The sequence below is a fragment of the Burkholderia sp. HI2761 genome, from assembly GCF_002223355.1.
Taxonomy (GTDB): domain Bacteria; phylum Pseudomonadota; class Gammaproteobacteria; order Burkholderiales; family Burkholderiaceae; genus Burkholderia.
Genome location: NZ_NKFN01000001.1, coordinates 198,825 through 212,196, shown reverse-complemented (window position 1 = coordinate 212,196; position 13,372 = coordinate 198,825). Strand labels below are relative to the sequence as shown.

Here is a 13,372-nt window from a genome sequence, read left to right as displayed (position 1 = left end):
GCGCCCGCGCATCAACCGGAGGGACTCCGATCATGCGTCACCTGCGTCTTCCCCTGAGTCACGCGCCGTCGGTCGGCGACGCGTCGTTGCCGCCCGGCGCACCGCGTCGTGCGCGCGGCGGCGCGAGCTGGCTCGTGTCGCCGTCCGTCGCGGTGCTGCTGCTGTGGATGTCGATTCCGCTCGCGATGACGATCTGGTATTCGTTCTCGCGCTACAACCTGCTGAACCCGGACGTGAAGGGCTTCGCCGGGCTCGACAACTACCGTTTCCTCGCGACCGATCCGTCGTTCCTGCCCGCGATCTGGCACACGCTCGTGCTGATCGGCGCGGTGCTCGCGATCACCGTGGTCGGCGGCGTGCTGATGGCCGTGCTGTTCGACCGCAAGTTCTACGGGCAGGGCATCGCGCGCCTGCTCGCGATCGCGCCGTTCTTCGTGATGCCGACCGTCTCCGCGCTGATCTGGAAGAACATGATCCTGCATCCGGTGTACGGGCTCGTCGCGAACGCGATGCGCGCGCTCGGGATGACGCCGATCGACTGGTTCGCCGATTACCCGTTGACCGCCGTGATCATCATCGTCGCGTGGCAGTGGCTGCCGTTCGCGTTCCTGATCCTGTTCACCGCGATCCAGTCGCTCGACCAGGAGCAGAAGGAAGCCGCGCGCATCGACGGCGCCGGCCCGATCGCGATGTTCTTCTACATCACGCTGCCGCACCTGAAGCGCGCGATCGCCGTGGTCGTGATGATGGAGACGATCTTCCTGCTGTCGATCTTCGCGGAAATCTACACGACGACCGGCGGCGGCCCGGGCGACGCGACGACCAACCTGTCTTACCTGATCTACGCGCTCGGCCTGCAGCAGTTCGACGTCGGCCTCGCATCCGCGGGCGGCATCATCGCCGTCGTGGTCGCGAACGTCGTGTCGTTCTTCCTCGTGCGGATGCTCGCGCGCAACCTGAAGGGGGAATACGAAAAATGAGCGACCTGACCTTCGCAGGCCGGCGCACGCCGGCCGTGTTCGACCTCGTGCGGCGCGCGCTGCCCGGCACGCTCGCGTGGCTGATCGCGCTGCTGCTGTTCTTCCCGATCTTCTGGATGGCGATCACCGCGTTCAAGACCGAGCAGCAGGCGTACGCGTCGACGCTGTTCTTCATGCCGACGCTCGACAGCTTCCGCGAGGTGTTCGCGCGCAGCAACTACTTCGCGTTCGCATGGAATTCGGTGCTGATCTCGGCCGGCGTCACGGTGATCTCGCTGCTGTTCGCGGTGCCGGCCGCGTACGCGATGGCGTTCTTCCCGAACCACCGCACGCAGAAGGTGCTGCTGTGGATGCTGTCGACGAAGATGATGCCGTCGGTCGGCGTGCTGGTGCCGATCTACCTGCTGTGGAAGAACGCCGGGCTGCTCGACACGGTGTCGGGGCTCGTGATCGTCTACACGCTGATCAACCTGCCGATCGCGGTGTGGATGACCTTCACGTACTTCAACGAGATCCCGAAGGACATCCTCGAGGCCGGGCGCATCGACGGCGCGTCGACGTGGCAGGAGATCGTCTACCTGCTGATGCCGATGGCGCTGCCGGGGCTCGCATCCACCGCGCTGCTGCTCGTGATCCTGTCGTGGAACGAGGCGTTCTGGAGCATCAACCTGTCGAGCTCGAACGCCGCGCCGCTGACCGTGTTCATCGCGTCGTACTCGAGCCCCGAAGGGCTGTTCTGGGCGAAGCTGTCCGCCGCTTCGCTGCTCGCGGTCGCGCCGATCCTGATCGTCGGCTGGCTGTCGCAGAAGCAGCTCGTGCGGGGGCTCACGTTCGGGGCGGTCAAATGAGGGGGCCAAGCGCAGGGACGAACGTGCTGATCTGCGATTGCGACGGCGTGCTGATCGACAGCGAGGCCGTGGCCGCCGACGTGATCGTGCGCGAGCTCGACGCGCGCTGGCCGGGCGTCGATGCGCGGCCGGCCGTGATGCCGCTGCTCGGGCTGCGCATCGAGCGCGTGCTGGCGGGCGCGAGCGAAGCGGTGGGGCGCACGCTGTCGGCCGACGACGTCGACGCGATCCGCCGCGCGGTCGAGGCGGCGGCCGTCAACGCGCCGATGGTCGACGGCATCGACGCGGCACTTGCGGCGATCGAGCTGACGACCGCCTGCGCGAGCAACAGCTATCGCGCGTACGTCGAATCGGCGCTCGCGCGCACCGGTCTCGCGCGCTTTTTCGGCGACCGGCTGTTCTGCGCGGATTCGGTCGCACGGCCGAAGCCGGCGCCGGACGTGTATCTGGCGGCCGCGCGCACGCTCGGCGCGGCGCCCGCGAACTGCCTCGTCGTCGAGGACAGCGTGACCGGCATCACTGCCGCGGCCGCGGCCGGCATGACCGTGCTCGGCTTCGTCGGCGGCGGGCACGCGTCGGCCGCGCAGATCGACGCGTTGCGCGGCATCGGCGCGCGTCACGTATTCGACGACATGCACGAGCTGCCCGGCTACGTCGCGCGCTGGCAGGCGACGGGCGCGGTGCTGCCGAACTAGCAACGATCAAGCGCCGCCGGTCAGGCGGCGCATCACGAACGAACGGAGACAGATCATGGCAAGCGTGCTCCTGCGCAACATCGCGAAGCGCTACGACGACACCGAAGTGCTGCGCAACGTGAACCTCGACATCGCCGACGGCGAATTCGTCGTATTCGTCGGGCCGAGCGGCTGCGGCAAATCCACGCTGATGCGGATGATCGCCGGCCTGGAAGACATTTCGAACGGCGACCTGCTGATCGACGGCGCGAAGGTCAACGACGTGCCGAGCGCGAAGCGCGGCATCGCGATGGTGTTCCAGTCGTATGCGCTGTACCCGCACATGACGCTGTACGACAACATGGCGTTCGGCCTCAAGCTCGCGGGCGCGAAGAAACCCGAGATCGACCAGGCCGTGAAGCAGGCCGCCAGGATCCTGCACATCGATCATCTGCTCGATCGCAAGCCGAAGCAGCTGTCCGGCGGTCAGCGGCAGCGCGTCGCGATCGGCCGCGCGATCACGCGCAAGCCGAAGGTGTTCCTGTTCGACGAACCGCTGTCGAACCTCGACGCCGCGCTGCGCGTGAAGATGCGGCTGGAATTCGCGCGGCTGCACGACGAGCTGAAGACGACGATGATCTACGTGACGCACGACCAGGTCGAGGCGATGACGCTCGCCGACAAGATCGTCGTGCTGTCGGGCGGCGCGGTGCAGCAGGTCGGCACACCGAACGCGCTGTATCACGCGCCGGCGAACCAGTTCGTCGCGGGCTTCATCGGCTCGCCGAAGATGAACTTCCTGAAGGGCACGGTCGAATCGGCCGATGCGGGCGGCGTGCTCGTGCGGTTCGACAGCGGCGAGACGCAGCGCGTCGCGGTCGAAGCCGCAGGGCTGCAACGCGGCGCCGCAGTGACCGTCGGCGTGCGGCCCGAGCACCTGCTGGTCGATGCAGCGGCGGACGGCGTCGCCGCGCGGACGATGGCCGTCGAGTCGCTCGGCGACGCCGCGTATCTATATGCGGAGTCGGCCATCGCGCCGGACGGGCTGATCGCGCGGATTCCGCCGCTCGACACGTACCGCACCGGCGACGTGCTGCGCGTGCATGCGCAGGCCGAGCATTGCCACCTGTTCGACGAGCACGGGCAGGCGTTCCGCCGGTTGAGCGTGCACGCGAAGGCTGCGTGACGGGGTAGGGGCAGGCGGCGGTCGATTGCCGCCTGCGCAGAGCGTTTTTCCGAAGCGGTGACGGGCACGTGCAGGCCGATTGCGCGGACGTTCGCCGGCGCCGGCCAAGGGGCGAGAAGGTCGCCCGCTGTACGCCTTCTCAGGCCGTACTCATGCGCCGAGCGCAGCGCGCGCGCAGGTTTCGTCGGTGACGAGCCCCGACAGCCAGCCGCCGCGCAGCGCGGCAATCACCGCGTCGTGTTTCTTCGGGCCGCCCGCGAACGCGATCGTCGGCAGCTTCGGCGGCGTCGCAAGCGCGACGCTCGTCACGCGCGCGCTCGTCGACACGGTGATCTGCGTGCCCTGCGCGTCGATCGGCACGCCGAGCAGTTCGGCCACCGCGCCGAGCGCGGTCATCTCGTCGCGCTCCTGTTCGGTGATGAAGCCGTCTTCGTAGAGCGGGCAGTGCGGGCCGATGTTGCCGATCCCGACGAACGCGACGTCGGCCTCGCCTGACAGCGCCTCGACGATCCGGTACAACCGGTGATTGCACCACTGCGCGCGCTCGGCGTCGCTGTCGGCGAACAGCGGCGCGGGCAGCAGGAAATGCTTGCTGCCGGTTTTCTCGGAGATGTACTGCGCGACGTCGTAGCGGTTCGACGAGCCGTCGGCCGCGATCGCGCCGACCATCGACACGAGCCGGTGCTGCGGGCGCTCGATCTGCGCGATCTGCGCGACCGCGGCCTTCAGCGTGCGGCCGCTGCTGACCGCGATCACCATCGGCCGCGTTTCGTTCAGGTAGCGCTCCATCACCTGCGCGCCGGCGACCGCGAGCTTGCGGTCGATCGCGTCGGGCGCGTCGGCGTCGACGGGGACGACTTCGCACATCGCGAGGCCGTAGCGTTTCGACAGTTGCGCGCCGAGATCGAGACAGTCGGCCAGCTGATGGTCGACGCGCACACGGATCAGATTCTTCTCGACCGCGAACGCGACGAGGCGCTGCGCGACGGGGCGCGACACCTGCAGCTTTTCGGCGATTTCGTTCTGCGTGTCGCCCGCGACGTAATAGAGCCACGCGGCGCGCGTGGCGAGATCGAGTTTTTCTGAGGACTTGGACACGATAACGATTCGGTTCGGATCTGGGGGCCGCCCCGCGGACCGGCCGGCGGGCCGCATGACGGCATCCACTGTACCGCAGTCGCGCGCACGGCCGGCGGCCGCGCGCGCGAGCGCGGCGCCTACGCGAGCCGTGCGCGCGACGGTTCGTACAACGGCCGCACGTGACGGTACAGCGCGCGGAACGCATCGAGGCGTTCGCGCAGCCGCGCATGGCGGGCGGCGTCCGGTGCGTATTCGGCGCGCACCGGCGGCTTGGTCAGCACCGCATGCGGATCGCCGCCGACGGCGAGCCAGCCGAGCCGCGCCGCGCCGAGCGCCGCGCCCGTTTCGCCGCCGCCGATCTGGCGCGTGCGCACGTTCAGCGCGTCCGCGATCAGTTGCGCCCAGAACGCGCTGCGCGCGCCGCCGCCGATCAGCGACAACTGGTCGGTTTCGACGCCGGCCGCATGCAGCGCGTCGAGGCCGTCGGCGAGGCCGAGCGTCACGCCTTCGAGCACCGCATAGCCGAGGTGTGCGCGCTCGGTCGCGTGCGTCATCCCGAAGAACGCGCCCTGCGCGTACGGATCGTTGTGCGGCGTGCGCTCGCCCGACAGGTAGGGCAGGAACAGCGGCGCCGCCGCGAGCGCGTCGGCGTCGAGCGCCGCGACTTCGGCGAGCAGCGCGGGCTCGTCGGTGCCGGTCAGCTTGCAGACCCAGCGCAGGCAGCTCGCGGCCGACAGCACGACGCTCATCAATTGCCAGCGATCGGGAATCGCATGGCAGAACGCATGCACGGCCGAGGCGGGATTCGGCATGAAGCGGTCGCCGACTACGCTCAGCACCCCGGACGTGCCGAGCGACACGAAGCCGTCGCCCGCGTGGATCGCACCGATGCCGAGTGCGCTCGTCGCGTTGTCGCCGCCGCCGCCCGCGACCACCACGGCCTCCGACAGCCCGAGCTCGCGTGCGATGTCCGCGCGCAGCGTGCCGGACGGCGCGTTGCCTTCGACGATGCGCGGCATCTGCTCGCGCGTCATCCTGCACGCGGCGAGCAGTGCGTCGGACCAGTCGCGGCGTGCAACGTCGAGCCATAGCGTGCCGGCGGCGTCCGACGGGTCCGACACCTTCGCGCCGGTCAGCCGGAATCGCAGGTAGTCCTTCGGCATCAGCACGCACGCGGTCGCCGCGAACACCTCGGGTTCGTGCTTCGCGACCCACAGCAGTTTCGGCGCGGTGAAGCCGGGCATCGCGAGGTTGCCGGCCAGCGCGTGGAGATCGGGCGCGCGTTCGGTGAGCAGCGCGCATTCGTCGGCGCTGCGCATGTCGTTCCACAGGATCGCGGGGCGCAGCACGCGATCGTCGCAGCCGAGCAGCACCGCGCCGTGCATCTGACCCGACAGGCCGATGCCGCGCACCTGCGCGAACGCCTGGGGGTGCCGTTCGCGCAGCGCCGCGAGCGCGGCGAGCGTGCCTTGCCACCAGTCGTCCGGATGCTGTTCGGCCCAGCGCGGATGCGGCCGCGACACCGTGAACGGCGAGCCGGCGGTGCCGACGACCGCGCCGTCCGGCGAGAGCAGCAGCACCTTCACTTCCGAGGTGCCGAGGTCGATGCCGAGATACATGAGCGATCCGTTCCGTCAGAGAGGAGCCGCTACTTTAGTCGCGCGGCCGGGCACCTGCCAAGGCTGGTTCGCCCGAATGCACGCTCGTGCGTGGCGGCCGCCGCGCGTCAGCGCTGCGCGAGCCATCCGTCGACGCGCCAAAGCCCGCCGCGCAGCGCCTCGAACAGCGCCGCGTTGCCGGCCAGCGACCCCCACAGCGGGCGGCTCGCGCACAGCGCGACGACCGGGTCGTCGGCTTCGACGATCGCACGCGCGGCGCTTTCGTCCATCACGCCGTCCTGGTACGCATACGGCAGCGTGCCGCGCGCCCAGCGTTCGAGAAAGCGCAGGAACAGCGCGGGCAGCACGGCGGTGGCGACCGGCGCGGCGCCGCGCGCGAACGATTCGACGAGCGTCGGCGCGATGAAGCCGGGGATCTTCGAGAAGCCGTCGGCCGCGACGCGCTGGTTCGTGTCGAGCACGTACGGGTTGCCGAAGCGCTCGAGCACGACGTCGCGGTAGCGCGCGAGATCGAGCGGGCTCGGGGTGAGGCACGGAATCACGTCCTGCGTCACGTAGTCGTGCGCGAAGCGGCGGATCGCGGCGTCGTGCGTCCCTTCGTGGATATACGTAAGGCCCGCCAGTGTGCCGGCCCATGCGATGCAGCTGTGCGTCGCGTTGAGGATGCGGATCTTCGCTTCCTCGTACGGATGCACGTCCTCGACGAGTTCCGCGCCAGCCAGCTCCCAGCGCGGCCGGCCGGCCGCGAAGCGGTCCTCGATCACCCACTGGATGAACGCTTCGCCCATCACCGGGCACGCGTCGTCGATGCCGGTGGCCGCGCGCACGCGCTCGCGCACGTCGTCGGTCGGGCGCGGCGTGATGCGGTCGACCATCGCGCTGGGCGTCGCGACGTTCGCATCGAACCACGCGATGAGATCCGTTTCGCCGCGCCGTTCGAGGAATTCGCGCATCCCCGCGCGAAAGCGTGCGCCGTTGTTGCGCAGGTTGTCGCAGCTTTGCAGCGTGAGCGGGCCCGCGCCGCGCTTCACGCGTTCGGCGAGCAGCGCCGCGAGCGCGCCGTACAGGGTCGTGCGCGCGCCCTGCAGGTCGGCTGCGAGATCGGCGTTCGCCAGGTCGAGCCGGTTGTGTTCGTCGAGGTAGTAGCCGCCTTCGGTGACGGTGAACGACACGATCCGGCAGGCCGGATCGGCGCCGGCGTCGATCAGCGCGGCGAGATCGATCGACCACGGCAGCACGCGCGTGATCGAACGGACCGTCTCGTAGGCGCGCTCGCCTTGCGGCGTGACGGTTTCGAGGGTGTACGCGCCATGTTGCGCGGCGAGCGCGTCCATCGTCGCGCGCATGTCGTCGCGGATGTTGCCGACGGTCAGCGACCAGCGTTCGTCGGCCGGCACGGCCGCGTTCACGCGATGCAGATACCACGCCTGATGCGCGCGGTGAAACGAGCCCGCGCCGATGTGCAGCAGCACGGGCGTGCGGGCGGAGGGCGATTCACTCATCCGGTGTCTCCTTTTCCTGCCTGTCTATCCTGTCGAATACGATCATTTGCTCTTTGTGTGAGCGAATGATCGTATTCGGGCGAGCGAAAGTCAAGGCGGGGAAATGGCATTTCGATGGTGCGTTGCGGCGGTGCGCGGGCAGGGCAGGTGCGACGGAGCGGGCGGAAAAAGCGTCAGCGCCCTTCGCGCGTGAGTGCGACGAGTTCGTCGAGCAGCTTGCCGGCCGGCCCCGGCAGGATCCCGTGGCGGCGCCGGAAGGCGGTGAGCGTGCGCACCGCGACCACTTCGCGCACGGGCAGCGTGTCGATCGTGCCGGCGCGCTGCTCGGCGCCGACCATCGGCTCGGCCATCCAGCTCAGGAAGCCCGCGTGAGCGACGAGGCTCTTCAGCGTCGTGACCGAGCGCGTCTCGACCGCGATGTCGGGCAGCGCGAGCCCGTGCGCGTCGAAGGTCGCGCGCATGTGGTCGAACGGCGCGGTGCCGCGCGGCGGAAGCGCCCAGCGTGCGTTCAGCGTATCGGCGAGCGTCGGCGCGCGGCCGAGCGCGCGCAGCGGATGGTGCGGCGCCGCAACGATATGGCTGCGATCTTCCCAGCGGCATTCGGGGATCGCGACGATCTCGTCGGTATCGGGCCCGTGCGCGGACAGCGCGAGGTCGATCTCGTGTTTGTTCAGCCCTTCCGCGAGCCGGTCCCACACGCCTTCGAGGATCTCGACGCGCAGGTTCGGCCAGCGGTCGAGCACGCGGCCGACCGCGACCGGCAGCACGAGGCTCGCGATGCTGCCCACCGTGCCGACCTTGATCGTGCCCTTCGCGAACCCGCGCATCGCGTCGAGCTCCTCGCGCGCATGCTCGGCCTCGTGCTGCAGCAGCGTCGCGTGCGGCAGCAACGCTTCGCCGAACGCGGTGAGCTGCACCCCCTTCGAATGGCGCTCGAACAGCGGCGCGCCGACCTGCTCCTCGAGCCGCTTCAGGATCCGGCTCAGCGCCGGCTGCGTGACGTGCAGTGCGTCGGCCGCGCGGCCGAGGCTGCCGCACGCGACGATCGTCGTGAACGCGCGCAGTTGTCGGAGATCGAAAGTCATGCCGGAGCGTAATGGCTTTGTGCAGAAAATACAGTATCGGTGAATGGCTTGCGCTTCGATACTGTGGAAACCGCCAAGCCATCGAGGAGCGCCGAGCATGTCCGGTCACCCGCCCCCTTCCGCCGCATCGATCACCGTTCGCGATGCGGTCATCGACTTGCTCCGCCAGTTCGGCATCGACCGCGTGTTCGGCAATCCCGGCTCGACCGAGCTGCCGATGTTCCGCGACTTCCCCGACGATTTCCGCTACGTGCTCGGCCTGCACGAAGCCGTCGTGGTCGGGATGGCCGACGGCCATGCTCAGGCCACCGGCAACGCGGCGGTCGTCAATCTGCATTCGGCGGCGGGCGTCGGCAACGCGATGGGCAATCTCTTTACCGCGTTCAAGAACCGCACGCCGCTGATCGTCACCGCGGGCCAGCAGGCGCGCGCGATTCTGCCGTTCGATCCGTTCCTCGGCGCGACGCAGGCCGCCGAGCTGCCGAAGCCTTACGTGAAATGGAGCATCGAGCCCGCTCGCGCGCAGGACGTGCCGGCCGCGATCGCGCGTGCGTACCGCATCGCGATGCAGGAGCCGCGCGGCCCCGTGTTCGTGTCGATTCCGGTCGACGACTGGGACCAGCCGGCCGAGCGGCTGCCGCGGCGCGACGTCAGCAGCATCGTGCGGCCCGATCCCGACGCGCTCGCGCGGCTCGGCGACGCGCTCGACGCCGCGCGGCGCCCCGCATTCGTGGTCGGCGCGGCCGTCGATCGCGCGGGCGCGTGGGACGAGGCCGTGCGTCTCGCCGAGCGGCACCGTGCGCGCGTGTACGTCGCGCCGATGTCGGGGCGCTGCAGCTTCCCCGAGGACCATCCGCTGTTCGCCGGCTTCCTGCCCGCGATCCGCGAGAAGATCGTCGAGCGGCTCGACGGGCACGATCTCGTATTCGCGTTCGGCGCGCCCGCGTTCACCTATCACATCGAAGGCTTCGGCCCGCACGTGCCGCCGGGCGCCACGCTCGTGCAGCTCGTCGACGATCCGGGCGTCGCCGCGTGGACGCCATCGGGCGACGCGGTCGTCGGCAATCTGCGGCTCGCCGCGCGCGACCTGCTGGCGCGGCCCACGCCGCCCGAGCGGCCGATGCCCGCGCCGCGCCCGCCGCACGTACGTGTCGACCCGCCCGCCGCCGGCGAGCGCATGTCGGTCGCGTTCGCGCTGCAGACGCTCGCCGACGTGCGCGAGGCGCACGACATCGTCGTCGAGGAGGCGCCGAGCGCACGGTCGGTGATGCAGGAGCATCTGCCGTTCACGCGCAGCGGCACGTTCTACACGATGGACAGCGGCGGTCTGGGCTACGGGATGCCGGCCGCCGTCGGCGTCGCGCTCGCGCAGCCCGGCCGGCGTGTGATCGGGCTGATCGGCGACGGCTCGAGCCTGTATTCGATCCAGGCGCTGTGGAGCGCCGCGCAGCTGAAACTGCCGATCACGTTCGTGATCCTGAACAACCGGCGTTACGCGGCGCTGCAGGATTTCGCGCCCGTGTTCGGCTTCGGCCCCGGCGACCCGGTGCAGGGCACCGATCTGCCCGACCTGGATTTCGTCGCGCTCGCGCAAGGGATGGGTTGCCGCGGCGTGCGCGTCGCCGATGCCGGCCGCCTGCGCGACACGCTGACCGACGCACTGCGGGCCGCGACGCCGGTCGTCGTCGAAGTCGAGATTGCCTGACGCGCCGCGCGCGTCTTTCCGGAGATTCCATGCAAACCGTAGCGATGCTGATTGGCGGCGAACGCCGCCACTCGTCTAGCGGCGCGACCTTCGTGCGCCGCAACCCGCTCGACGGCGAAATCGCGTCGGTCGCGCCCGCGGGCACCGTCGACGATGCGCGCGCGGCGGCCGATGCGGCCGCCCGTGCGTTTCCCGAATGGGCCGCGCTCGGCCCCGGCGCGCGACGCGCCTTGCTGCTGAAGGCGGCCGCCGCGCTCGAAGCGAAACACGAGCAGTTCGTCGCCGCGATGGCGGCCGAAACGGGCGCATCCGCGCTGTGGGCCGGCTTCAACGTGCGGCTTGCGGCGAGCGGGCTCGTCGAGGCCGCGTCGTTGACCACGCAGGTCGGCGGCGAGCTGATTCCGTCCGACGTGCCGGGCTCGCTCGCGATGGGCGTGCGGCAGCCGGCCGGCGTCGTGCTCGGCATCGCGCCGTGGAATGCGCCGGTGATCCTCGCGACGCGCGCGCTCGCGCTGCCCCTCGCATGCGGCAACACGATCGTGCTGAAAGGCTCGGAACTGTGTCCCGTCACCCACGGGCTCGTCGTCGAGGCGCTGCAGGAGGCCGGGCTGCCGCCGGGCGTCGTCAACTTCGTGACGAACGCGCCCGACGATGCGGGCGCCGTCGTCGATGCATTGATCGCGCATCCGGCCGTGCGCCGCGTGAATTTCACCGGCTCGACGCGGGTCGGGCGGATCGTCGCCGAAGCGTGCGCGCGTCACCTGAAGCCGTCGGTGCTGGAACTCGGCGGCAAGGCGCCGTTCGTCGTGCTCGACGATGCCGATCTCGACGCGGCGGTCGCCGCGGCCGCATTTGGCGCATTCGCGAATTCCGGGCAGATCTGCATGTCGACCGAGCGCATCGTCGTCGATGCGTCGATCGCCGACGCGTTCGTCGCGAAGCTTGCCGGCAAGGCCGCATCGCTGCCGCTGGGCGACCCGCGCCACGGGCCCGTCGTGCTCGGTTCGCTGATCGACGCGAAGGCCGTCGAACGCTGCAACGCGCTGATCGACGATGCGCTCGCGCACGGCGCGACGCTGCTGTGCGGCGGCAAGGCCGACGGCACGCTGTTTCCCGCCACGCTGCTCGACCACGTGACGCCGGCGATGCGCCTCTACGCGGAAGAATCGTTCGGCCCGGTGAAGGGCATCGTGCGCGTCGACGGCGAGGAGGCCGCGATCCGCTGCGCGAACGACAACGCGTTCGGGCTGGCGTCGGCCGTGTTCAGCCGCGACGTCGCGCGGGCGCTGCGTGTCGCCGCGCGTATCGAATCGGGCATCTGTCACGTGAACGGCCCGACCGTGCACGACGAGGCGCAGATGCCGTTCGGCGGCGTGAAGGACAGCGGCTTCGGCCACTTCGGCGGCCACGCCGGCATCGCCGCGTTCACCGACCTGCGCTGGATCACCGTGCAGACGGCGCCGCGCCACTATCCGTTCTGACGAGGCCGCCGACGATGAGAATCGCGATTCTGGGAGCGGGCGCGATGGGCTCGCTGTTCGGCGGGCGGCTCGCCGAAAGCGGCGAAGCCGTCACGCTGATCGACGTGAACGATACGCATCTCGATGCAATCCGTCGCGACGGGCTGCGCATCGACGACGATCGCTGCGAACGGCGCATTCGCACGCTGCAGGCCGTGCGGCCGGAGGCCGCGAATGCGCATGCGGCCGCCGCGCCCGACACACCGTTCGACCTGCTGATCGTTTTCACGAAATCGCTGCACACGCGGGCGGGCTCGACGGCGTGCGCGCGCTGCTGACGCCGGGCACGTTCGTGCTGACGCTGCAGAACGGGCTCGGCAACGTCGAGACGCTGAATGCGTTCGTGCCGCTCGAGCGCATCCTGGTCGGCGTGACGACGTGGCCGGCCGATGCGGCCGGACCCGCGCACGTGCGCTCGCACGGCGCCGGCACGATCCGCATGATGACGGCCGACGGCGCGGCGCGCCCGTTCGCGACGGCCGTGGCCGACGCGCTGTCGCGCGCGGGGCTCGCGTGCACGCTCGATGCCGACGTATGGGCCGCGATCTGGGAGAAGGTCGCGTTCAATGCGGCGCTCAACACGCTGTGCGCGGCGACGGGCTGCACCGTCGACCAGCTCGGCCATCATCACGACGGTCCGCGGCTCGCGCTGGCGATCGCGGCCGAGACCGCCGCCGTCGCGCGCGCGAAGGGCATCGCGGTCGACGGCGAACGCATTGCGCGCAACGTCGAGCATGCGATCCGCGAACATCGCGGCCATCGCCCGTCGATGCTGCAGGACGTGCTCGCGGGCCGCCGCACCGAGATCGACGCGATTAACGGCAAGGTCGTCGCGGCCGCGCGCGAAGCGGGCGTCGCGGTGCCGCATGCCGAGACGCTGCTCGCGCTCGTCCGGCTGATCGACGCACGGACGCACTGAGCAGCAGGCCGGCGGCCGGCTGGCGCCGCGTGACGATACGGATGCCGCGCACGCGAGGCGATGGCGTCGGATCGTGAAGGGTCGGACAGGACGCCGGCGCCGATGCATGGGCGCCGGCCGACTGCGCACCACGAGATCCGGGCACGCGTGTGCGCCAGCCCGGACAACAGGAGACGCCATGAAAGCCATCGAATGCCCTGGTCTTGCCGCGCGCCGTTCGCGCATACCGACGCCCGCGTGCGGCGCCCGGGAGG

Annotated in this window: 10 protein-coding genes and 1 pseudogene; 7 read left to right on the top strand and 4 right to left on the bottom strand. The window is 70.2% G+C overall.

Annotated elements, in window-relative coordinates; translation table 11 throughout:
* Positions 1-32 precede the first annotated feature (32 nt).
* From CFB46_RS01010 to CFB46_RS00995, 4 genes are read left to right on the top strand one after another with little or no spacing between them, the layout of a single operon-like run.
* Entirely contained in the window at positions 33-980 is a 948-nt protein-coding gene (locus tag CFB46_RS01010) for a carbohydrate ABC transporter permease (protein ID WP_089499132.1), read from the top strand.
* Positions 977-1,828 carry a carbohydrate ABC transporter permease gene (locus tag CFB46_RS01005; protein WP_027785273.1) on the top strand — a complete coding sequence of 284 codons (852 nt, stop codon included), beginning with the start codon at positions 977-979 and terminating at the stop codon, positions 1,826-1,828. The genes CFB46_RS01010 and CFB46_RS01005 overlap by 4 nt, the downstream gene beginning before the upstream one ends.
* Positions 1,825-2,523: an HAD family hydrolase gene (locus CFB46_RS01000; protein ID WP_027785272.1), complete on the top strand. Its 699-nt coding sequence runs from the start codon at positions 1,825-1,827 to the stop codon at positions 2,521-2,523. The genes CFB46_RS01005 and CFB46_RS01000 overlap by 4 nt, the downstream gene beginning before the upstream one ends.
* Positions 2,524-2,578: 55 nt before the next feature.
* On the top strand, positions 2,579-3,688 hold the full coding sequence (locus CFB46_RS00995; RefSeq protein ID WP_027785271.1) for an ABC transporter ATP-binding protein: 1,110 nt from the start codon (positions 2,579-2,581) through the stop codon (positions 3,686-3,688).
* A gap of 150 nt (positions 3,689-3,838) precedes the next feature.
* Here CFB46_RS00995 and CFB46_RS00990 read toward each other — a convergent pair whose 3' ends face one another.
* From CFB46_RS00990 to CFB46_RS00975, 4 genes are all read right to left on the bottom strand, one after another.
* On the bottom strand, positions 3,839-4,843 hold the full coding sequence (locus CFB46_RS00990; protein WP_089499131.1) for a sugar-binding transcriptional regulator: 1,005 nt from the start codon (positions 4,841-4,843) through the stop codon (positions 3,839-3,841).
* Between the two features lie 62 nt (positions 4,844-4,905).
* On the bottom strand, positions 4,906-6,387 hold the full coding sequence (xylB, locus tag CFB46_RS00985) for a xylulokinase (protein ID WP_089499130.1): 1,482 nt from the start codon (positions 6,385-6,387) through the stop codon (positions 4,906-4,908).
* 107 nt (positions 6,388-6,494) lie between these two features.
* On the bottom strand, positions 6,495-7,889 hold the full coding sequence (gene dalD, locus CFB46_RS00980) for a D-arabinitol 4-dehydrogenase (protein WP_089499129.1): 1,395 nt from the start codon (positions 7,887-7,889) through the stop codon (positions 6,495-6,497).
* 173 nt (positions 7,890-8,062) lie between these two features.
* Positions 8,063-8,974: a LysR family transcriptional regulator gene (locus CFB46_RS00975; RefSeq protein WP_179235016.1), complete on the bottom strand. Its 912-nt coding sequence runs from the start codon at positions 8,972-8,974 to the stop codon at positions 8,063-8,065.
* Between the two features lie 97 nt (positions 8,975-9,071).
* Between CFB46_RS00975 and mdlC the strand changes: the two genes are divergently transcribed.
* The 3 genes and pseudogenes from mdlC (at position 9,072) to CFB46_RS00960 (ending at position 13,118) form a co-directional block, all read left to right on the top strand.
* Positions 9,072-10,679 carry a benzoylformate decarboxylase gene (gene mdlC, locus CFB46_RS00970; RefSeq protein ID WP_089499127.1) on the top strand — a complete coding sequence of 536 codons (1,608 nt, stop codon included), beginning with the start codon at positions 9,072-9,074 and terminating at the stop codon, positions 10,677-10,679.
* Between the two features lie 29 nt (positions 10,680-10,708).
* Positions 10,709-12,160 (top strand): aldehyde dehydrogenase family protein, encoded by a 1,452-nt coding sequence (locus tag CFB46_RS00965; protein WP_089499126.1) that lies wholly within the window; start codon positions 10,709-10,711, stop codon positions 12,158-12,160.
* A gap of 14 nt (positions 12,161-12,174) precedes the next feature.
* A pseudogene (locus CFB46_RS00960) lies at positions 12,175-13,118 on the top strand (ketopantoate reductase family protein).
* Positions 13,119-13,372 lie beyond the last annotated feature (254 nt).